Below are 18,134 nucleotides of genomic sequence, written 5' to 3'. Positions count from 1 at the left end.
ACAGTATTTCAAGCTTTGGTTGCGATTTTGCGACTGCGGCGCTTCAGCGCGGCGTAACCGGCTTCTTCACCGTCTTCAACAGCGCGCGCTGGATGATCTCGTTGCCGGCGACGACCGAGCCGTTGTCCAGCATGTCCTGGCCACCGTTGAAGTCGGAGACGAAGCCGCCTGCTTCGCGGATCAAGAGCAGGGCGGCGGCGATATCCCAGGCCGACAGGCCGACTTCCCAGAACCCGTCCATGCGGCCGGCGGCGACATAGGCGAGATCGAGCGAGGCGGAGCCGAGGCGGCGCACGCCCGAAACCTCGGCCATCACGTTGCGCAGTTCGACAAGGAAATTGCCGTGCTGGCCGCGGCCGAGATGCGGCATGCCGCAGCCGATCACGGCGTCGACCAGCTTGGTGCGGCCGGCGACGCGCAGCCGGCGGTCGTTCATGAAGGCGCCGCCGCCACGCTCGGCGGTGTAGAGCTCGTCCATGGCCGGATTGTAGATGACGCCGGCGACGATCTGGCCCTGGCGCTCGAGCGCGATCGAAATGGCAAACAGCGGAATGCCATGCAGGAAGTTGGTGGTGCCGTCGAGCGGGTCGACGATCCAGCGGTGCTGGCCGTCATCGCCCTCGACGGCGCCGCGCTCTTCCATCAGGAAGGAGTAACCCGGCCGAGCCTTCGACAGTTCGGTGAACAGGATGTCCTCGGCCTTGCGGTCGGCCTGGCTGACATAGTCGCCCGGCCCCTTCATCGATACCTGCAGGTTCTGCACTTCGCCGAAGTCGCGCGACAGCGAGCGCCCGGCCTTCATCGCAGCCTGAACCATGACATTGAGGATCGCGGAACGCGCCATTTTTGTTCTTCCCGCTGCTCGCTGCCTACTCGGCGCGGCGAATGTAAGTGATTTCGTTGGTGTCGACGAGAATGCGCTCGCCGGCGCCGATGAACGGCGGCACGAGAACGCGGATGCCGTTTTCCAGGATCGCCGGCTTATAGGACGAGGCCGCCGTCTGGCCTTTCACCACCGGGTCGGCCTCGGTGATGGTCAGCGTCACCTGGTCGGGCAGCGAAATACCGATCGGCCGCTCTTCATAGAGCTGCACCGTCACCATCATGCCGTCCTGTAGAAAGGCGGCGCGGTCGCCGACGAAATCCTTCTGCAGTTCGAGCTGCTCGTAGCTCTCGGTATCCATGAACACCAGCGCGTCACCCTGCTCGTAGAGGAAGGAAAAGTCCTTCATCTCCAGCCTGATCTGCTCGACCGTCTCGGCCGAGCGGAAGCGCTCGTTGAGCTTGGTGCCGTTGATGAGGTTCTTCAGCTCGACCTGGTTGTAGGCGCCGCCCTTGCCGGGCTTGACGGTGTTGGTCTTGACCGCCACCCACAGGCCGCCATCGTGCTCGATGACGTAGCCCGGACGGATTTCGTTGCCATTGATCTTGGCCATGTTGAGTTGTTCCGGAATGAGATTGTCGCCCTGACGGCGATTTGGCGCCTCCAAGACCACAAATCGGCTGGAGAGGCAAGGGAGCGAGGCACGCTGCAGAGGCAAGGGAGCGACGCACGGCGGCCCGACCGTGGTGAGGCCGTTCCCTCGCAGGCCTGCCGTCCGCGTGCGGCCTGCGCATGACAATGCGTGGCCGGTCAAGGCAGGCGGTTGGCCTTCTGCAGCGACTGCCTGGTCTGGTCGTCGGTCAGGCCTTGCAGGAAATCGTCCATCTGCGGATCGATCAGCCCGGCGCGGCGGGCGACGATGTACCAGGCGCCGGCCAGGACCAGGTCGGGGTCAGTGCCGATGCCTTCCATGTAGAGCTTGGCGAGGCGGTTCTGGGCCGCGACGTTGCCGCCCTCAGCGGCCTGCTTCATCCAGCCGAAGCCGGATTTAAGGTCGCGCGTGCCGCCGCGCCCTTCGATCATCCAGGTGGCGAGGTCGATCTGCGCTGTGTCGTAATTCTGCCTGGCGGCCTGCGCCAAAAGGGTGCGTGCCCGGGCATCGTCGCGCGGCTTGCCGCCGATGCCGTTGGCATAAATCTGCGCCATCGCATATTGCGCGTCGGCGAGCCCGGTGGCTGCGGCGCGTTCGTAGTAGGACGCGGCCTTGGCCATGCCGACATCACCCGGGTCCTGCTGGACAAGCAATTGCGCGAAATTGAACTGCGCCAGACGATTGCCGGCCTCGGCGGCGGCTTGCATCAGCGCATAGGCCCCCTTCTCGTCCTTGTTGACGTAGCGGCCGTCGAGCAGCATCAGCGCGTACTGAAACTGCGATTCCGGCACGCCCTGCTCGGCGGCAAGCGCGTACCATTTCGCAGCTTCCGCCGCGTTCAGCGGCACGCCAAGCCCGCGCGACAGGATCTCGGCCACCAGCGTCTCGGCCGCCGGATCGCCGTTCTGCGCGCGCACCAAAGCGAGATTGTAGGCGGTCTTGTAGAGTCCGCGCTGAAAGGCGCCGTAGGCCGGATCCGCCGGCTTGGCGCCGAAACGATCGGGGTTGATGGTGTCGGCCGACGGCAGCGGGGCCGTGGTGGCGGGCTGGGGCAGCGGCGTCTCGATCGGCTTGTCGACATGCGTGCCTGCATCAAGCTTGGGCTGCGGCAGCGGAACGCTTTGCGCGGCAGAGGCGGACTGGGCCGCAACGGCCGCGACCAGAGCCAGGAGAGGAAACCGCGGCCAGCGCACGTCAGTCCTCGAAACGCGGCGCGGTTTCGTCAAGCATCGCATTGGCGGTGGCGATCGCCGCCTTCGGGTCGATGCCGTCGGCAAAGACGGCGCTGGACAGCGCCACGAATTCGGCACCCGTGGCGGCCACGGTTTCGACGGAAGCGATGTCGGAGCCGGCCATGACGATGCAGGGAATCTGGATCATATCCGCCCACCATTGCCCGAGCGACAGGTTGCGCGGATGCGGCTCAGGCTTGTTGTCGTAGCCGAAGCGGCCGAAGAAGATGTAGTCGGGCCTGGCTTCACCGAGTTCCAGCGCATCGTCGCGGGTCTTGGCGCCGCCGGCGCCGACCATCATTTTCCCCTGGAAATGTTGGATGGTCTCGGCGAGTTCGGCCTTGGAGACCTCGACATGGATGCCGTCGGCCTGGACACGTCCGGCGATGCGGCTGTCGCCGGCGATGATGACGGCGATGCCGGCGGCCTGTGCGAGCGGCACGATCTGTTCGGCGAAGGCCTGGAAGGAGGCCTCGTCCATGCCGTTTTCAGGCAGGATGAGCGAGGCGACGTCGCCGCCTTCGAAGGCCGCCGCAATGCGCTCGGCCGGCGCGTCTTTCGGCGCGATCAGCACGATGCGGCAGCGGTTGGGCGGTGTGGCGTCGTTCATTGGCTTTCGATCCTGGTTTTCGCCTATGCCGGGCGAAGATGGTTGCATTGCGGCATAGAGCAAAGCGCCCGCCTTGAACAGGCGGGCGGGGATCGTTGCGATGGCCTTAGTTTACGAACGTCGGCGGGCAGCCAGTCTGTGGATCATTTGACGGCTTGAGGGCTTTCGACCGGTGGCTTCGACTTCCACAGTGTCCAGCCGAGATTCATGCCGGCGGCGGCGATCAGGATGGCGGCGGCGCCGATGATCTGGGCGGGATGCAGCCGATGGCCGAAGGCAACGACATCGACCAGGATCGCCACGACGGGATAGATGAAGGACAGCGATCCCTGCAGATGCGTCGGCAGCTTCTGGATGGCGCCATACATCAGTATGTACATCAGGCCGGTGTGGACGACGCCGAGCGTCGCCAGCATGGCCCAGCTCCATGCGTCGGCGGGAAGCTGGGACAGATTGGCGAAGGGCACCAGCATGACGACGCCGACGCAGACCTGGATCAGCGCGATCAGGTGTGGCGGCGTGCCCTTGAGCTTCTTGGTGACGATGGCGGCGACGGCCCAGAAGAAGGCCGCCCCAAGCGCCATCGCGATGCCGGTGAAATAGTCGGTGCCGACATCGCCGGTGTCAGGCGTCGCCTGCACGATCAGCAGCATGCCTGCGAAGGCAATGCCAAGCCAGGTCAGCTTGGTCAGGGTCAGCCGTTCGGCGAAGAACAGCGCGCCGAAGCCGACCAGCATGAAGGGCTGGGTGTTGTAGACGGCGGTCGCGATCGAGATCGAGGCGCGCGAAAAGGCGCTGAACAGAAGCAGCCAGTTGATGACAATGGCCGCGCCGCCGAGAGCGGCGATCGCCACGATGCGAAGCGTCAGCCTGCCGCGCAGCAAGCCAAGTGCCGCGCAGATGACCAGCAGCGTGACGGCGCCGAAGGCACAGCGCCAGAACACCACGTCCATGATCGGCTGGCCCGACATGACGACGAACCAGCCGATCGTGCCGAGGATCGCCATGGCCGCCGTCATCTCGATCGTGCCGCGCGCCGTATTGTCCATCGCTTGCTCCCAGGATCGTCGATGCCTGACAATCCCATGTTGCTCGGGCGCGTTCCATGAGATAGAAAAGGCGGTGGCGAGAGAGAGCCTTATTTTATTAGGCGCTCTTGGGCTTTTATTTCAGGAAGTAAAAATGCTGGATGAGCTGGACAGGAAGCTTCTCGAGATCCTGGTGAAGGATTCGCGAACCTCGCTGAAGGATCTGGCGCAGCAGGTCGGGCTGTCGTCGCCGAGCGTCTCGGAGCGGCTGCGGCGGCTCGAGGAGCGCGGCGTCATCCGGGCCTTCACCATCGAGATCGATCCGCAGGCGCTGGGCTTTTCGCTGCAGGCGATCGTGCGCATCCGCCCCTTGCCCGGCAAGCTGCATATTGTGCAGAAGCTGATCGAGGAGATCCCAGAGTTCGGCGAATGCGACAAGGTCACGGGCGACGACTGCTTTGTCGCGCGGCTGTTCGTGCGTTCGATCGGCGAACTGGACCACCTGCTCGACCGTATCGCCGACAAGGCGGAAACCAGCACGGCCATCATCAAGGCGCAGCCGATCAGGCGCCGCCCGCCGCCGCTGGAGGCCCTCGCCGGACGAAGCTGATCCAGAGCGGTTCATTGTTTCACAGAAACGCAGAACCGCTCTATCTGTTTGTTTTGACGCAATTCCGGACGGAAAACCGTTTCACACTTTTCCTGGAATTGCTCGAGAGTTCCAGCTTGTAGCCTATATGGCTGGCCTTGAAGCCGAGCCGCTCATAGAAGCGATGCGCGTCGAGGCGGCTCTTGTTGGTCGTCAGTTGGACAAGCTTGCAGCCGCGTCGGCGGCATTCTTCGACCGCCCACTCGAGCAGCCGTTGCCCCAGTCCTGTTCCGCGCCGGTCGTCGGCGATGCGGACGGCTTCGATCTGGCCGCGCAAGGCTCCCTGGAGCGACAGCCCGGCAAGGTAGGCGATCTGCAGCGTGCCGATGATGCGGCTGCCTTCGGTCATGACGGCGAGAAACTGGTTGGGATCCGCGTCTACGGCCGCAAAGGCATCGTGATAGGGTTTGGCAAGCGGTAGGCTGGTATCTTCGCGGCCACGTCCAAGCGGATCGTCCGCAAGCATGGCGACGATGGCCGGGAGGTCGGCTTCTTCCGCGCGGCGGATAATGATTTCGCTCATTCTCAAAACCTCGTGCACAGGCCGGCGACCTTATGCATCGGCAGCAGCCTCGCCGCAAATCTGGAGCGGCGAGTTACGGACAGTTGATCGCCAGCAGCCGCTGCCTCCAATATTGGCTGTCGCGGCGCGAAGGTTTCTGGGTTATTGCAGGGCTCCCGCCGTTCCTCCAGCCACCTCTCTCCTCTCATGTCAGGTCTGCTCGCCGATCCGTGGTTCTATGCCGCCGCCCTTCCGGCGGTTATTCTCGTCGGCCTATCGAAAGGCGGCTTTGGCGGGGCGGTCGGCTTTGTCGGCGTGCCCTTGATGGCGCTGACGATGCCGCCGGTCCAGGCCGCCGCCATCCTGCTGCCGATCCTGTGCCTGATGGATATCGTTTCGGTCTGGACATGGTGGGGCGTCTACGACCGCAAGATGCTGGTCGACATGATGCCAGGCGCGGTGATTGGCATTGGCCTCGGCTGGCTGACGGCAGCTTTGGTCACTGAAGAGATGGTGCGGCTGATCGTCGGCGCGGTCGCGCTGATCTTCGTGCTGCGCTGGCTCTATCTGCAGTTCCGCCACGGATCCGACCATGCCGCGGCGCCCAACCGCGTGGCGGCAGCCTTCTGGGGCACCGTCGCCGGCTTCACCAGCTTCGTTGCCCATGTCGGCGGCCCGCCCTTCCAGGTCTATGCGCTGCCGATCCGGCTCGATCCGAAGGTGCTGTCGGGGACATCGGCGATCTTCTTCGCCGCCACCAATGCGCTGAAGCTCATCCCCTACTTCGCGCTCGGCCAGTTCGACACCACCAATTTGACCGCATCGGCGGTGCTGATGCCATTGGCGCCGCTCTCGACCATCGCCGGCGCCTGGCTGGTGCGACGCATGCGGCCGGAGGTTTTTTATCCGTTCACCTACGCGACCGTGGCGGTCGTCGCGGTCAAGCTTCTGTGGGACGGGATTGCCGGCCTCTTCTAGAGCCTGTTCCATTCCGATGAGATCGGGAGACGACGAGGGCGGCCATCCGGAAGCCCCCAACCATCATCGGCTTCAGGCAGCGCTCGGCATCAGCCGGCGGCTGCCGCCAAAGGCGAGCGTTGCGCCTGCCGCCACGACCAGCGCCATGCCGGCAAGGACGGCGAGGTCGTGCGCGGTCGGCTTGAGAACCATGTCGGCGACGATCACCAGCATCACCGCATAGTCGAAGCGCGCCACGCTCATCATGCGCTGGCCCACGGCAAGGGCGGCCGGCGTCACGCCGTCCTTGGCGATCATGCCGGCAATACGCTCGGCGGTCGGCTTGAAGATGAACATTCCGATCGAGAAGGTGGTGGCGTAGCCGGCAAGGCCGATCAGGATCCAGAGGACGGAGAAGCCGGTCCAGAAGCCGCACATGATGAGCCCGAAGATAAGCGTCAGCATCGACATCGGCGCGAAGAAACGGCCGCCCAGCTGCCCGCTGGCGCGCATCGCCAGCAGCTTGTCCTCGATGTTGCCGGCGCGCTCGGCAAGCACGCCAAGCAGGAACAGCACGAAACCGCCGCCGACCCACAGGGTGGCCGAGACGATGTGGAGGAATTTGACGATCGAGTACCAGTCCATGGGTCTCTCCCTGGATATCCCAAATGATTGCAGGCGACGCGGCCGCCCGGTTCAGAGGAGCGGGCGTTTAGCGTGGCGGCTGTTTCGGAACGATGTCGGGAGGGAGACCGGCTTGTATCGACGATGCGCACGCCGCTCGATCGAGCCCGTTTGTCCACGGGTGCGGCGATGCCTGCCCTGTCCCGAAGCGGTACAGATTTGCGGCACGATGAGAGTTTTTCCGGCCCCGTTAAGGGTTCATTAAGCTTTACGGGCGTTTACTATGCGCATCCAGTGATCTGGATTCTTACCGAGTGGTTGGAGCCACTTTGTTTGACGCCTCCCTGTTAAACTCCTGAGAGCCGCCTTATCCGCGGCTCTTTTTTTGTCCGCGGCCGGCACGACATCCACGCCGCCTCCGCCGTTAACCCTTCGTTAAACATGTGCTTGCCTTCACCGGCGGCGAAGCGCATTTTCAAGCTTCAGTCATTTAGGGTTCAGGGCGTGACGGCATACGATGCCGAATCGGCTTGCGGCAGTGCAGGGGCGTATCGATGAACGAGCCTTCCAAGGGGAGCGCGAAAACCATTAAATTGGCGGAGCGCCGGGTTTTCTCCCAGTCCTTCAAGCCACTCTACCAGGAGGGTATGGGCCTGGTCGAGCAGGCGGCCGAGTATCTCGACGGCAAGGGGCGCGCCGAGGCAAAGAAGCTGTCGCGGACGGCGGCAACCCTCTATGCGGCCGAGTCGATGCGGCTGACCACCAGGTTGATGCAGGTCGCTTCCTGGCTGCTTTTGCAGCGGGCAGCCAATTCCGGCGAGATGACCCGCGACCAGGTCGCGTCCGAAAAGTCCAAGGTGCGTCTCGACACCGCTTCGGCGCATGACGAAGCGCTCGGCTGGGCCGAACTGCCGGCGGATTTTCTCGACCTCGTCACCCGCTCGCTGCGCCTGCAGGCGCTGGTGCGCCGCATGGACGAGGAGATCTACGGCAACACCTTCGCCGACGCGCCTCCGGCGGTCCGTCGCGCCAATCCGGTTTCCGACCAGATCAGCTTGCTGAACACGGCCTTTGCCCGCGGCTGAAAAGCCGCGGCATTTCTCCCAACAGAGCGAACTCTCAATCAGCCAGTGAGCTGCTGTGAGGCATCGTTTCTGGTTTGTTCACATTTCACTGGCATCGCTTGCCGCCAAGGGTAAAGTTGGCGGATGGGGGAAGCGATTCGCATCATCGGTATCGATCCGGGGCTTAGGCGCACCGGCTGGGGCATCGTCGAGAGCCTCGGCAATTCGCTGCGCTTCGTCGGCTCCGGAACCGTGCGTTCCGACGACAAGGCGGCGCTGGCGGTTCGGCTCTGCCAGCTGCATGACGGGCTGGCCGAGGTGCTGCACGCCGCCATGCCGCACGAGGCCGCGGTCGAGCAGACCTTCGTCAACAAGGATGCGACGGCGACGTTGAAACTCGGCCAGGCGCGCGGCATTGCCATGCTGGTGCCGGCGCGCGCCGGGCTGGTCGTGGCCGAATATGCGCCCAACGCCGTCAAGAAGGCGGTGATCGGCGTCGGCCATGGCGACAAGAAGCAGATCCACATGATGGTCAAGGTGCTGATGCCGAAGGCGACCTTCGACAGCGACGATGCCGCCGATGCGCTGGCCATCGCCATCTGCCACGCACATCACCGGCAAAGCGTCGCCTACCGGATGGCGGCTCTGGCATGAGGGATCACGTATGATCGGCAAGCTGAAGGGTACGCTGGACGAGATCGAGGAGGATTTCTGCCTCGTCGATGTGCATGGCGTCGGCTATGTCGCCTATTGCTCGGCGCGCACACTTGCCGCGTTGCCGGCGCCCGGCGAGGCGGTGGTGCTGTTCATCGAGACCTATGTGCGCGAGGACATGATCCGGCTTTACGGCTTCCAGTCGGTGCTGGAGCGTGAATGGTTCCGGTTGCTGATGAACAATGTGCAGGGTGTCGGCGCCAAGGTGGCGCTGGCGATCCTGTCGACGCTGGCGCCGGCCGATCTCGCCAATGCGATCGCGTTGCGCGACATCGCCATGGTCTCTCGCGCGCCGGGCGTCGGCAAGAAGGTGGCCGAGCGCATCGTCACCGAACTGAAGAACAAGGCGCCGGCCTATGCCGGTGCTGCCTCCGGCACGATCGGTCTGAAGCAGGAGCTCGGCGAGGGCGTCGCACCTGCGCCGATCACCGATGCCGTCTCGGCGCTGGTCAATCTCGGCTATTCGCGCGACATCGCCGCCAATGCAGTCTCGGCGGCGCTTAAGACGGCCGGCGAGGGCGCCGATGCCTCGAAGCTCATTCGATTTGGGCTGAAGGAACTGGCGCGGTGAGGCGTTGCTTGTTCCGTTCCCTGCCCTGTGCAAGGAAGGCAGCATGAGCCTTTCGCCCCGCCTGATCGCCCCCGACAAACGCGGCGAGGATGCCGAGCAGACCTTGCGGCCGCAGACGCTTGACGACTTCGTTGGCCAGGCGGCGGTGCGGGCCAACCTCAAGGTCTTCGTCGACGCCGCCAAGGGGCGCGGCGAGGCGCTCGACCATGTGCTGTTCGTCGGCCCGCCCGGTCTCGGCAAGACGACGCTGGCGCAGATCATGGCGCGCGAGCTCGGCGTCAATTTCCGCTCGACCTCCGGTCCGGTCATCGCCAAGGCCGGCGATCTGGCGGCGCTGCTGACCAATCTCGAAGACCGTGACGTGCTGTTCATCGACGAGATTCACCGGCTCAATCCGGCGGTTGAGGAAATCCTCTATCCGGCGATGGAGGATTTCCAGCTCGACCTGATCATCGGCGAAGGGCCGGCGGCGCGTTCCGTCAAGATCGACCTTGCCCGCTTCACGCTCGTTGCCGCCACCACTCGCCTCGGCCTGTTGACCAATCCGCTGCGCGACCGTTTCGGCATTCCGGTCCGGCTCAATTTCTACACGGTCGAGGAACTGGAGCAGATCGTGCGCCGCGGCGCCCGGATTCTGTCGATGCCATTGGGCGACGACGGCGCGCTGGAGATAGCGCGGCGCGCGCGCGGCACGCCGCGTATCGCCGGCCGGCTGCTGCGCCGCGTGCGCGATTTTGCATCGGTCGCCGGTGACGGTCATGTCGACCGCCGGATCGCCGACGAGGCGCTGACCAGGCTGGAGGTCGATGCGCTCGGCCTCGATGCGCTCGACCGTCGCTATCTGTCGATGATCGCCCGCAATTTCGGCGGCGGGCCGGTCGGCATCGAGACCATCGCCGCGGGGCTCTCCGAGCCGCGCGACGCCATCGAGGACATCATCGAGCCCTACCTGATCCAGCAGGGTTTCATCCAGCGCACGCCGCGCGGGCGTGTGCTGACCGCCAACGCCTGGCGGCACCTCGGCCTCGATGCGCCGAAGGATTTGGCGCAGCAGCAGATCAGCCTGTTCCAGGAAGAGTAACGGAGATTTGTTCTTCGGTTGCCCGAGGAACGGCTCTTCTGCGCAAAATCTCCTCGCCTCCGCCAGCGTGAAGGCGCAATTGCCCGCTTCATGGCAAGTCTTGCTCAAGAGGCCGGGGCTCATTGATGATCACCAGACGTGGCTTCCTGCGCCTCATCGGCGGCTCGCTCCTGTCGATGGTGTCGCTTGGCGCCTATGCGGTCGGCATCGAGCCGATGCTGTTGACGCATGTGAAGCGTTACTCGCTGACACTACCGCATTGGCCGGCGGGTCTCAAACTGCGCGTCGTCGCGCTGGCCGACATCCATGCGTGCCGTCCCTGGATGACGCCCGAGCGGATTGCTTCGCTCGCTGCCGAGGCGAACGCCTTGCAGCCGGACCTGATCGTACTGCTTGGCGACTATATTGCTGGCATGCGCCTGGTGACGGACCAGGTGACTGAACTGGAATGGGCCTCGGCTCTGTCAGGTCTCAAGGCACCGCTCGGCGTCTTGTCGATCCTCGGTAATCATGACTGGTGGCACGATCATGCCGCGCAAAAGGCCGGAGCCGGGCCGACAGTGGCGCGCACGGCGCTCGAGGGCGTCGGCATTACCGTGCAGGAAAACGATGCCATCCGCCTGGAAAAGGACGGACACGGTTTCTGGGTCGCCGGACTTGCCGACCAGCTTGCCTTGCGGCCGGGCGCAGAGTGGGGCCGGACCGGCTTCAAGGGCCTGGACGATTTCGACGGCACGCTTGCCAAAGTCAGCGACGGCGCGCCCGTCATCCTGCTGGCGCATGAACCCGATATCTTTCCGAAGGTGCCGTCGCAGGTTTCGCTCACCCTGTCCGGCCACACCCATGGCGGACAAGTCAGGCTGTTCGGCTATTCGCCTGTCGTGCCATCACGGTATGGCAACCGCTACGCCTATGGCCATGTCGTGGAACAGGACCGCAACCTGATCGTATCCGGCGGGCTCGGCTTCAGCATCATGCCGGTGCGCTTCGGCATGCGCCCCGAAATCCTGCAGATCGATCTCGGTTCCGTCTGAAGCGCTTCAACCTCAGGCGCCTCAGTGAAGCGACCTGATCGCGTCCATCACTTCAGGCTCGGCCTTGTCGCCATCGAAGGCATCGACGATGCCGAAGGCGCCGCCAAAACTCCACACCGACCAGGAAAAGCCGTGCGCTTCGGCGCGCGCGATCATGTCCCTGACATAGGCTGCGCGGTAATCGCCCGGCATCACATAGGAATTGCCGTATTCCTGGCGAATCATGCCGAACTCGCCCAGCGTGATGTTTTCCAGCTTGATGCCATTGGCCTTGGCCCAGCTTTCCACCGTCTTGAACGGCGCGTCCATCAGTCCAAGCAGTTTTTCGTCCGTGTCCATGCTGGCGACCTGCTCGTCAAGATAGGCAAGCATGCCGTTTTGTCGTGTCCATGGCGCTTCGGCCTTGATCCGGGCGCGGATCGTATCCAGCGCCACATCGAGCTGAGCATGCGGCACCGCGGTCAGCGGAAAGGGCAGGCCGGTGACATAGCGGATGAAATCGCCGGCCCAGGTTGCGCCCTGATGAGTGAGCAGGAACGGATCATAGGAATGGAAGGTCCAGATGATGTTGTCGTCGGCGATCATCTTCGGATCGATCTTCGCCAGCGAGGCGGCGTTGGAATAACAAGCTCCGGTCAGGATCAGGGTGAGCTTCGTCGCCGAGGCGCGCGCCGCCGCGAACAGTTTCAGCTGCCGGTCGGGCCACAGGCTGGTGCCGTCGCCGTCGCAGTCGACGATTGGCTCGTTCATCGGCTCGAAAGCGACCTGGCGCGGATCTTCGGCGGCCAGAGTGCGCGCCATCCTGCGCACCATCTCGACATAGGCGTCGAAGGCCTCGGGGTCGTCCATCACGTCGCCCATGCCGATCTTGCGGTTGCCGCCGGACGGGATCAGGTGCATGTCGACGATGACCTTCAACCCGGCGCGGTTGATCATGCGCGCCGAGTCCAGCACGCTGGCATAGAGGTCGTCGCGCAGCGCCACCGTCTCGTCGGAGAGGAACGGCGAGGGGTCGACCGGCATGCGCAGGAAATCGAAACCGGCGTCCTTCAGCGCTTCGAGATCGGCGTCCTTGAGGAATTTGCGCCATTCCGGAAAGGGCAGGATGGCTTTGGGGTCGTTCCACTTCTCCTCGCCGACCCAAGTCGTCCACTGGTCGAGGTTGAGGCCGCGCTTCATGGAGAAGGTTGCCGCCTGGCCATGCAGCGCCACTGAAGCCAGCACCAGCAGCGTTGCCAGCAAGGTCTTGATCATCGCTCTCAACAGTGCCATCCGGTTCCTGCGCCACAAACACCTGCCTCGTCGGGTTCGAAAAGGAAAGCGCGATGGACGATCATGGTGAATCGGCAACGCTTCTGGCTGGGCTTTCCGGCGCGCTGACGGAATTCGGCCACCGGCTGATGGCGCGGGTCTACTATGCCGACACCGATTTCTCCGGCGTCGTCTATCATGCGCGCTATCTCGAATTCTTCGAGCGCGGCCGTTCCGACTATCTCAGGCTCGCCGGCGTCCACCATACCGAGCTGGCCGACGGCAAGCATGGCGAAAAGATCGTCTGGGTGGTCAGGCGCATGGAGATCGATTTCCGCTCGCCGGCCCGCATGGACGATATCCTGACCATCGACACGCGCACCGAGGACATTTCCGGCGCCCGCATCGTCATGGCGCAACAGCTGAAGCGCGGCAGCGAAGTGCTGGTCAAAGCGCGGGTCGAGGCAGCGATCATCGGCGAGAATGGAAGGCCAAGGCGCTTTCCGAAGGATTGGGTGGCGGCTTTCCTACCCAAGGCAAACGGCTGATATTTCTCGCATAGGCGACCTCGGCGACCATTCGAATAACAGACGCAGCCGCCAGCCAAGTGATCCAGAGGCGCGGCAATGCGCCGCGCTGTATGTCCTAACCCATCCTTAACCATAACGGTTCATGAAGAGATTGGTGAAGATTGGCGGAATCCGAACGCCTTCCTTTGACCAACATTTGCCCTGAAAAGGCCGAGAACGGCGCATTTCGGGGTTGCTCCGCAAGCTTCAAGCTTCGCGCGAACGGATCACAAGGGATGCCCATGGGCCAGCCGCCAGCAATGCCCGGAAAATCTTTAAGGACGTAACCATGGAAAACATCGCACTCGCCGAACCGGGCGCGCATCTGTCGATTTGGGCGCTGTTCATGCAGGCCAACTGGGTGGTCAAGCTGGTCATGATCGGTCTGCTCGGCGCCTCGATCTGGACCTGGGCGATCATCGTCGACAAGCTGGTCGCCTATGCCCGCATGCGGCTGGCGCTCAACCGCTTCGAACAGGTGTTCTGGTCGGGACAGTCGCTGGAGGAGCTTTACCGCACGCTCGCCGACCGCAAGACGACCGGCATGGGCGCGATCTTCGTCGCTGCCATGCGCGAATGGAAGAAGAGCTTCGAGAAGGGTGCGAAATCGCCGCTCGGCCTGCAGACCCGCATCGACAAGGCGATGGACCTGGCGCTGACGCGCGAGATGGAGCGGCTGGAGGGACGGCTCGGCTTCCTCGCCACCACCGGCTCGGCCGCGCCCTTCATCGGCCTGTTCGGCACCGTCATCGGCATCATGACCTCGTTCCAGGCCATCGCAGCGTCGAAGAACACCAGCCTGGCGGTGGTGGCGCCCGGCATCGCCGAAGCGCTGTTGGCCACAGCCATCGGCCTGCTCGCGGCCATTCCCGCCGTCATCGCCTACAACAAGCTGTCATCGGACGCGAACAAGATCGCGGTGCGCATGGAAGGGTTCTCGGATGAGTTCTCCGCCATACTCTCGCGCCAAATCGATGAAAAAGTCGCGCAGAAGGCCTGAGGTACAAACATGGGTATGTCCGTAGGCATGTCGGGACGCGGCGGGCGCGGCCACAGGCGGCGCGGCCGCCATCATGCGCTGATGTCGGAAATCAACGTTACGCCGATGGTCGACGTGATGCTGGTGCTTTTGATCATCTTCATGGTCGCGGCACCGCTGCTGACGGTCGGCGTGCCGATCGACCTGCCGGATACGCAGGCCAAGGCGATGAATGTCGACACCCAGCCGATCACCGTCTCCATCAACGCCACCGGCCAGATCTATCTGCAGGAAACCGAGATCCCGATCGAGGAACTGGTGGCGAAGCTGCAGGCGATCTCGAAGACCGGCTATGACGAGCGCATCTTCATCCGTGGCGACAAGCTGACGGACTACGGCACCGCCATGAAGGTCATGGCCCGCATTTCGGCCGCCGGCTACAAGAATATCGGCCTGGTTTCGCTGCAGGAACAGGATCAATAGACAAGAAGATGAGGACCGGGCTCACCACATCGGTAATCTTGCATGCGGTGGCGCTCGCTCTCGGGCTGTTCACGCTGACGTCGCCGGCTGCGCTGCCGGCGGCCGATGTGGAATCCGTGTCGGTCGACATCGTGCCGACGGAAGCTGTGGCGCAGGTGCTGCAGGGCGACAAGAAGGCGGTGATGCATGACAAGCCGGCGCCGGTGCCGACCCAGCGTCCCGACATCATTCCCGCTGCCCAGAAGATTGGCGAAAACAGCGTCGATACCGACAAGCCGATAACGCCGGAGGCCAAGCCGAAGCCGGTCGATATGACGTCGGCGCCGCCGCCGGCACCAACGCCGGTCGAGAAGCCGAAGCCCGAGGACGTGCCGAAGCCGCAGGAAAAGCCGAAGCCTATCCCGGCGACGGAAGTGGCGCCGGTGCCGCAGCCGAAGGAAGAGGTCAAGCCCGAACCGGTGAAGCAGACGGAGCCCAAGCCGACGCCGGCCAAGGAACCTGCGCCCACGCCGCCGGAGGACAAGACTGCTGCGATCGAGCCGAAGCCGGAGGTCAAGCCCGACGCCGTCGCCGAGGCCATTGCCCAGGAGCCGCCGACCGAGACGACGCAGCTGCCGGACTCCGCTCCGGCGCCGGAAGCCCGGCCGAAGCCGCAGCCGGCGCAGGCCGAAAGCGCCAAGGCGCCGGACCGCAAGGACGCCGAAAAGCCGGTCAAGGAAGCCTCATCGAAGCCCAAGTCCGAGGACAAGCAGTTCAACGCCGACGAGATTTCCGCCATGCTCGACAAGCAGAAGCCGTCCGGCGGCGGCGCCAAGCGCTCGACCCAGCAATCGACGCTTGGCGGCGACAAAGATCAGGGCGCGAAGCTTTCCAAGTCGGAGCAGGGGGCACTGGAAAGTCAGCTCGGTGGTTGCTGGACCCTGCCGGTCGGGCTCGAGGGTTCCGAGAATTTCGTCGTCGTGGTCCGGTTCAACCTGGACACCTCCGGCAAGCTGGACGGCCGTCCAGCAGTCGAGCAATCGAGCGGCAACCGCCAGTTCGACGAAAGCGCCGTGCGCGCGGTGCAGAAATGCGACATGGCCGGCCTGCAGGTTCCCGCCGGCAAGCAGGACATCTGGAACGACATCCGGGTCACCTTCGATCCAAGGGAGATGCTTGGCCTCTAGGCCTGGCATCCACACAATCAAAGAAGAGAAGCGAGAAGATATGAGATCTTTCCTCAAGCCGCTCCTGACGATTGCAGCGATGGCGCTGGGCATGACAGCCGCGGCTCCGCTGCCGGCGTGGGCGCTCGTCGAGCTCAACGTCAACAAGGGCAATGTCGAGCCGCTGCCGATCGCCATCACCGACTTCCAGGGCGGCGATGCGCTGGGGGCGGAGATTTCCAACATCGTCAGCGCCGATCTCAAGCGTTCGGGTCTGTTCGCGCCGATCGACAAGAGCGCCTTCATCGAGAAGATCTCCAATCCCGACGCCCAGCCCCGCTTCGACGACTGGAAGGTGATCAACGCGCAGGCGCTGGTGACCGGCAGCGTCGGCAAGGAGGCCGACGGCCGCATCCGCGCCCAGTACCGGCTGTGGGACACCTTTGCCGGCCAGCAGATGTCGGGTGAGCAGTTCTTCGCCAACGACGCCAACACCAGGCGTGTCGCCCACATCATCGCCGATGCCATCTATGAGCGGCTGACCGGCGAGAAGGGCTATTTCGACACCCGAGTCGTTTTCATCGACGAATCCGGCGCCAAGAACGCGCGCAAGAAGCGTCTCGCCATCATGGACCAGGACGGCGCAAATGTCCGCTACCTCTCGGACGGCCGGGCGATCGTGCTGACGCCGCGTTTCTCGCCGAACCGGCAGGAAATCACCTACATGTCTTATGAGAGCGGCCAGCCGAAAGTCTATCTGCTGCAGATCGAGACCGGGCAGCGCGAATTGGTCGGCAACTTTCCCGGCATGACCTTTGCACCGCGCTTCTCGCCTGACGGCCAGAAGGTGATCATGAGCCTGCTGCGCGACGACGGCAACTCCAACATCTTCGCCATGGATTTGAGAAGCCGTTCGACCACCCGGCTGACCAATTCGACCGCCATCGACACCTCGCCATCCTATTCGCCGGACGGCAGCAAGGTGGTGTTCACCTCCGACCGCGGCGGCCGCGCGCAGATCTATGTCATGGGCGCCGACGGTTCGGGCCAAACCCGCATCTCCTTCGGCGACGGCGTCTATTCGACGCCGGTGTGGTCGCCGCGCGGCGACCTCATCGCCTTCACCAAGCAGACCGGCGGCGAGTTCCAGATCGGCGTCATGAAGACCGACGGTTCCGGCGAGCGCATCCTGTCCTCGGGCTTCCAGCAGGAGGGACCGACCTGGGCGCCGAACGGCCGCGTGCTGATGTTCTTCCGCGATGCCAATGGCGGGCCGAAGCTGGTTTCGGTCGATCTTACCGGCCGCAACGAACAGTCGATCCCAACCTCGAACTTTGCCTCGGATCCGGCCTGGTCGCCGCTGCTCGAGTAGTCCCGGCAACGGATGCTCGAGTCGAGCATCCGTGCTCAGTTGCAATTCGGTAACGCTGCCGGAAAAGCCCCATTTTGGGGCTTTTTTCACGTCTTGGTCGCGTTTTGGCCGCATTTCCGCCTACGGTCCGCGCCCATTGTGGCCTCGGCCAAAAGGGCTGCGGACGGCGGCCGAAACCAAATTTTAACCGTGTTTCTTGAATGCCGGTTAACCCAAACGTGGTTACTGGGTGATCAACGAAATCACTCGAAATGCGAAGGAGAGGCGGCATGGGCCGTATCGCAGCACTTACTCGAAACCCGGTGATGATCGCGCTGGTCGCGATGCTCGCCATTACCGGTTGCGCCTCGAAGAAGACCCCGAACAGCGCCGCCGATCTCGGCCTCAACGGCGCCGGCGCGGCGACCCCCGGCTCGGCGCAGGACTTCACCGTCAACATCGGCGATCGCATCTTCTTCGACACCGACTCGTCCTCGATCCGCGCCGACGCGCAGACGACGCTTGCCCGCCAGGCGCAGTGGCTGAACCAGTACAGGCAGTATGCCATCGTCATCGAAGGCCATGCCGACGAGCGCGGCACGCGCGAATACAATCTGGCGCTTGGCGCCCGCCGCGCCGCCGCCACCCGCGACTTCCTGGTCGCCAAGGGTGTCTCGGCGCAGCGCCTGAAGACGATTTCCTACGGCAAGGAACGTCCGGTCGCGGTCTGCGACGACATCTCCTGCTGGTCGCAGAATCGCCGCGCCGTCACCACGCTGGGCGGCGCCGGTTCTTGATCGGCAAAAATACAACAC

General features: G+C 64.0%; 21 protein-coding genes. 13 read left to right on the top strand and 8 right to left on the bottom strand.

The annotated features are described in order from the left end of the window. Positions 1-43 precede the first annotated feature (43 nt). The 5 genes from ACSQ3Z_RS01360 to ACSQ3Z_RS01340 all read right to left on the bottom strand — a co-directional run bounded on the left by ACSQ3Z_RS01360 (position 44) and on the right by ACSQ3Z_RS01340 (position 4,366). Positions 44-844, bottom strand: a complete 801-nt coding sequence (locus ACSQ3Z_RS01360; RefSeq protein WP_436169613.1) for an inositol monophosphatase family protein — start codon at positions 842-844, stop codon at positions 44-46. 25 nt (positions 845-869) lie between these two features. Beyond that, positions 870-1,436 carry an elongation factor P gene (gene efp, locus ACSQ3Z_RS01355; RefSeq protein ID WP_006200133.1) on the bottom strand — a complete coding sequence of 189 codons (567 nt, stop codon included), beginning with the start codon at positions 1,434-1,436 and terminating at the stop codon, positions 870-872. A gap of 197 nt (positions 1,437-1,633) precedes the next feature. Beyond that, positions 1,634-2,710, bottom strand: coding sequence for a tetratricopeptide repeat protein (locus ACSQ3Z_RS01350; protein WP_436169612.1), 1,077 nt, complete (start codon positions 2,708-2,710; stop codon positions 1,634-1,636). Further along, positions 2,670-3,317, bottom strand: a complete 648-nt coding sequence (locus ACSQ3Z_RS01345; protein ID WP_436169611.1) for a thiamine phosphate synthase — start codon at positions 3,315-3,317, stop codon at positions 2,670-2,672. The genes ACSQ3Z_RS01350 and ACSQ3Z_RS01345 overlap by 41 nt, the downstream gene beginning before the upstream one ends. Before the next feature lie 143 nt (positions 3,318-3,460). Then, positions 3,461-4,366, bottom strand: a complete 906-nt coding sequence (locus ACSQ3Z_RS01340; RefSeq protein WP_436169610.1) for a DMT family transporter — start codon at positions 4,364-4,366, stop codon at positions 3,461-3,463. A 133-nt stretch (positions 4,367-4,499) separates the two neighbouring features. Between ACSQ3Z_RS01340 and ACSQ3Z_RS01335 the strand changes: the two genes are divergently transcribed. Further along, entirely contained in the window at positions 4,500-4,955 is a 456-nt protein-coding gene (locus tag ACSQ3Z_RS01335) for an Lrp/AsnC family transcriptional regulator (RefSeq protein ID WP_436171808.1), read from the top strand. 40 nt (positions 4,956-4,995) lie between these two features. On the opposite strand, the gene ACSQ3Z_RS01330 is transcribed toward ACSQ3Z_RS01335, so the two are convergent. Beyond that, positions 4,996-5,517 (bottom strand): N-acetyltransferase family protein, encoded by a 522-nt coding sequence (locus ACSQ3Z_RS01330; RefSeq protein ID WP_436169609.1) that lies wholly within the window; start codon positions 5,515-5,517, stop codon positions 4,996-4,998. A gap of 186 nt (positions 5,518-5,703) precedes the next feature. On the opposite strand from ACSQ3Z_RS01330, the gene ACSQ3Z_RS01325 reads away from it, so the two are divergent. Beyond that, complete coding sequence (locus ACSQ3Z_RS01325; protein ID WP_436169608.1) at positions 5,704-6,474, top strand: sulfite exporter TauE/SafE family protein; 771 nt, start codon at positions 5,704-5,706, stop codon at positions 6,472-6,474. A 72-nt stretch (positions 6,475-6,546) separates the two neighbouring features. Here ACSQ3Z_RS01325 and ACSQ3Z_RS01320 read toward each other — a convergent pair whose 3' ends face one another. Then, entirely contained in the window at positions 6,547-7,098 is a 552-nt protein-coding gene (locus tag ACSQ3Z_RS01320; protein WP_436169607.1) for a DUF2269 family protein, read from the bottom strand. A gap of 533 nt (positions 7,099-7,631) precedes the next feature. On the opposite strand from ACSQ3Z_RS01320, the gene rcdA reads away from it, so the two are divergent. The 5 genes from rcdA (at position 7,632) to ACSQ3Z_RS01295 (ending at position 11,541) form a co-directional block, all read left to right on the top strand. After that, on the top strand, positions 7,632-8,162 hold the full coding sequence (gene rcdA / locus ACSQ3Z_RS01315) for a protease adaptor protein RcdA (RefSeq protein ID WP_436169606.1): 531 nt from the start codon (positions 7,632-7,634) through the stop codon (positions 8,160-8,162). Between the two features lie 123 nt (positions 8,163-8,285). Beyond that, positions 8,286-8,795: a crossover junction endodeoxyribonuclease RuvC gene (gene ruvC, locus ACSQ3Z_RS01310; protein ID WP_436169605.1), complete on the top strand. Its 510-nt coding sequence runs from the start codon at positions 8,286-8,288 to the stop codon at positions 8,793-8,795. A gap of 10 nt (positions 8,796-8,805) precedes the next feature. Further along, the gene (ruvA, locus tag ACSQ3Z_RS01305; protein WP_404282964.1) at positions 8,806-9,426 is read left to right on the top strand and encodes a Holliday junction branch migration protein RuvA; all 621 of its coding nucleotides are present in this window, start codon (positions 8,806-8,808) and stop codon (positions 9,424-9,426) included. A gap of 43 nt (positions 9,427-9,469) precedes the next feature. Continuing rightward, a complete protein-coding gene (ruvB, locus tag ACSQ3Z_RS01300; RefSeq protein WP_006200120.1) occupies positions 9,470-10,507 on the top strand; it encodes a Holliday junction branch migration DNA helicase RuvB in 1,038 nt (345 codons plus the stop codon). A gap of 125 nt (positions 10,508-10,632) precedes the next feature. Continuing rightward, the gene (locus ACSQ3Z_RS01295) at positions 10,633-11,541 is read left to right on the top strand and encodes a metallophosphoesterase (RefSeq protein ID WP_436169604.1); all 909 of its coding nucleotides are present in this window, start codon (positions 10,633-10,635) and stop codon (positions 11,539-11,541) included. 21 nt (positions 11,542-11,562) lie between these two features. Here the strand turns inward: ACSQ3Z_RS01295 and ACSQ3Z_RS01290 are convergent, their stop codons facing one another. Then, on the bottom strand, positions 11,563-12,813 hold the full coding sequence (locus tag ACSQ3Z_RS01290; protein ID WP_436169603.1) for a glycoside hydrolase family 5 protein: 1,251 nt from the start codon (positions 12,811-12,813) through the stop codon (positions 11,563-11,565). A 53-nt stretch (positions 12,814-12,866) separates the two neighbouring features. Between ACSQ3Z_RS01290 and ybgC the strand changes: the two genes are divergently transcribed. The 6 genes from ybgC (at position 12,867) to pal (ending at position 18,116) form a co-directional block, all read left to right on the top strand. Continuing rightward, positions 12,867-13,340, top strand: coding sequence for a tol-pal system-associated acyl-CoA thioesterase (gene ybgC, locus ACSQ3Z_RS01285; protein ID WP_436169602.1), 474 nt, complete (start codon positions 12,867-12,869; stop codon positions 13,338-13,340). 310 nt (positions 13,341-13,650) lie between these two features. Next, positions 13,651-14,361 carry a protein TolQ gene (gene tolQ / locus ACSQ3Z_RS01280; protein WP_436169601.1) on the top strand — a complete coding sequence of 237 codons (711 nt, stop codon included), beginning with the start codon at positions 13,651-13,653 and terminating at the stop codon, positions 14,359-14,361. Positions 14,362-14,370: 9 nt separating this feature from the next. Further along, positions 14,371-14,823: a protein TolR gene (gene tolR, locus ACSQ3Z_RS01275; RefSeq protein ID WP_436169600.1), complete on the top strand. Its 453-nt coding sequence runs from the start codon at positions 14,371-14,373 to the stop codon at positions 14,821-14,823. 8 nt (positions 14,824-14,831) lie between these two features. After that, entirely contained in the window at positions 14,832-15,989 is a 1,158-nt protein-coding gene (locus tag ACSQ3Z_RS01270; protein ID WP_436169599.1) for a TonB family protein, read from the top strand. A 79-nt stretch (positions 15,990-16,068) separates the two neighbouring features. Next, positions 16,069-17,340, top strand: a complete 1,272-nt coding sequence (tolB, locus tag ACSQ3Z_RS01265) for a Tol-Pal system beta propeller repeat protein TolB (RefSeq protein WP_436171807.1) — start codon at positions 16,069-16,071, stop codon at positions 17,338-17,340. Between the two features lie 269 nt (positions 17,341-17,609). Continuing rightward, a complete protein-coding gene (gene pal / locus ACSQ3Z_RS01260) occupies positions 17,610-18,116 on the top strand; it encodes a peptidoglycan-associated lipoprotein Pal (protein ID WP_436169598.1) in 507 nt (168 codons plus the stop codon). The last annotated feature ends 18 nt before the right edge of the window (positions 18,117-18,134 follow it).

Origin of the sequence: Mesorhizobium sp. LjNodule214 (assembly GCF_964252735.1) — a bacterium.
In the GTDB taxonomy this organism is placed as follows: Bacteria; Pseudomonadota; Alphaproteobacteria; order Rhizobiales; family Rhizobiaceae; genus Mesorhizobium.
Note: the sequence above shows the minus strand (reverse complement) of the source record. Positions and strands in the feature narration are given on the sequence as shown.

What these genes read in the sequence shown, in the direction of transcription:
- ACSQ3Z_RS01335 (WP_436171808.1), top strand. Translation starts at nt 4,500, where the DNA reads ATGCTGGATGAGCTGGACAGGAAGCTTCTCGAGATCCTGGTGAAGGAT.
- ruvB (WP_006200120.1), top strand. Translation starts at nt 9,470, where the DNA reads ATGAGCCTTTCGCCCCGCCTGATCGCCCCCGACAAACGCGGCGAGGAT.
- pal (WP_436169598.1), top strand. Translation starts at nt 17,610, where the DNA reads ATGGGCCGTATCGCAGCACTTACTCGAAACCCGGTGATGATCGCGCTG.
- ACSQ3Z_RS01345 (WP_436169611.1), bottom strand. Translation starts at nt 3,317, where the DNA reads ATGAACGACGCCACACCGCCCAACCGCTGCCGCATCGTGCTGATCGCG.
- ybgC (WP_436169602.1), top strand. Translation starts at nt 12,867, where the DNA reads ATGGACGATCATGGTGAATCGGCAACGCTTCTGGCTGGGCTTTCCGGC.
- ACSQ3Z_RS01325 (WP_436169608.1), top strand. Translation starts at nt 5,704, where the DNA reads ATGTCAGGTCTGCTCGCCGATCCGTGGTTCTATGCCGCCGCCCTTCCG.
- rcdA (WP_436169606.1), top strand. Translation starts at nt 7,632, where the DNA reads ATGAACGAGCCTTCCAAGGGGAGCGCGAAAACCATTAAATTGGCGGAG.
- ACSQ3Z_RS01270 (WP_436169599.1), top strand. Translation starts at nt 14,832, where the DNA reads ATGAGGACCGGGCTCACCACATCGGTAATCTTGCATGCGGTGGCGCTC.
- ACSQ3Z_RS01330 (WP_436169609.1), bottom strand. Translation starts at nt 5,517, where the DNA reads ATGAGCGAAATCATTATCCGCCGCGCGGAAGAAGCCGACCTCCCGGCC.
- ruvA (WP_404282964.1), top strand. Translation starts at nt 8,806, where the DNA reads ATGATCGGCAAGCTGAAGGGTACGCTGGACGAGATCGAGGAGGATTTC.
- efp (WP_006200133.1), bottom strand. Translation starts at nt 1,436, where the DNA reads ATGGCCAAGATCAATGGCAACGAAATCCGTCCGGGCTACGTCATCGAG.
- tolR (WP_436169600.1), top strand. Translation starts at nt 14,371, where the DNA reads ATGGGTATGTCCGTAGGCATGTCGGGACGCGGCGGGCGCGGCCACAGG.
- ACSQ3Z_RS01340 (WP_436169610.1), bottom strand. Translation starts at nt 4,366, where the DNA reads ATGGACAATACGGCGCGCGGCACGATCGAGATGACGGCGGCCATGGCG.
- ACSQ3Z_RS01295 (WP_436169604.1), top strand. Translation starts at nt 10,633, where the DNA reads ATGATCACCAGACGTGGCTTCCTGCGCCTCATCGGCGGCTCGCTCCTG.
- ruvC (WP_436169605.1), top strand. Translation starts at nt 8,286, where the DNA reads ATGGGGGAAGCGATTCGCATCATCGGTATCGATCCGGGGCTTAGGCGC.
- ACSQ3Z_RS01320 (WP_436169607.1), bottom strand. Translation starts at nt 7,098, where the DNA reads ATGGACTGGTACTCGATCGTCAAATTCCTCCACATCGTCTCGGCCACC.
- ACSQ3Z_RS01290 (WP_436169603.1), bottom strand. Translation starts at nt 12,813, where the DNA reads ATGGCACTGTTGAGAGCGATGATCAAGACCTTGCTGGCAACGCTGCTG.
- tolB (WP_436171807.1), top strand. Translation starts at nt 16,069, where the DNA reads ATGGCGCTGGGCATGACAGCCGCGGCTCCGCTGCCGGCGTGGGCGCTC.
- ACSQ3Z_RS01360 (WP_436169613.1), bottom strand. Translation starts at nt 844, where the DNA reads ATGGCGCGTTCCGCGATCCTCAATGTCATGGTTCAGGCTGCGATGAAG.
- tolQ (WP_436169601.1), top strand. Translation starts at nt 13,651, where the DNA reads ATGGAAAACATCGCACTCGCCGAACCGGGCGCGCATCTGTCGATTTGG.
- ACSQ3Z_RS01350 (WP_436169612.1), bottom strand. Translation starts at nt 2,710, where the DNA reads ATGCGATGCTTGACGAAACCGCGCCGCGTTTCGAGGACTGACGTGCGC.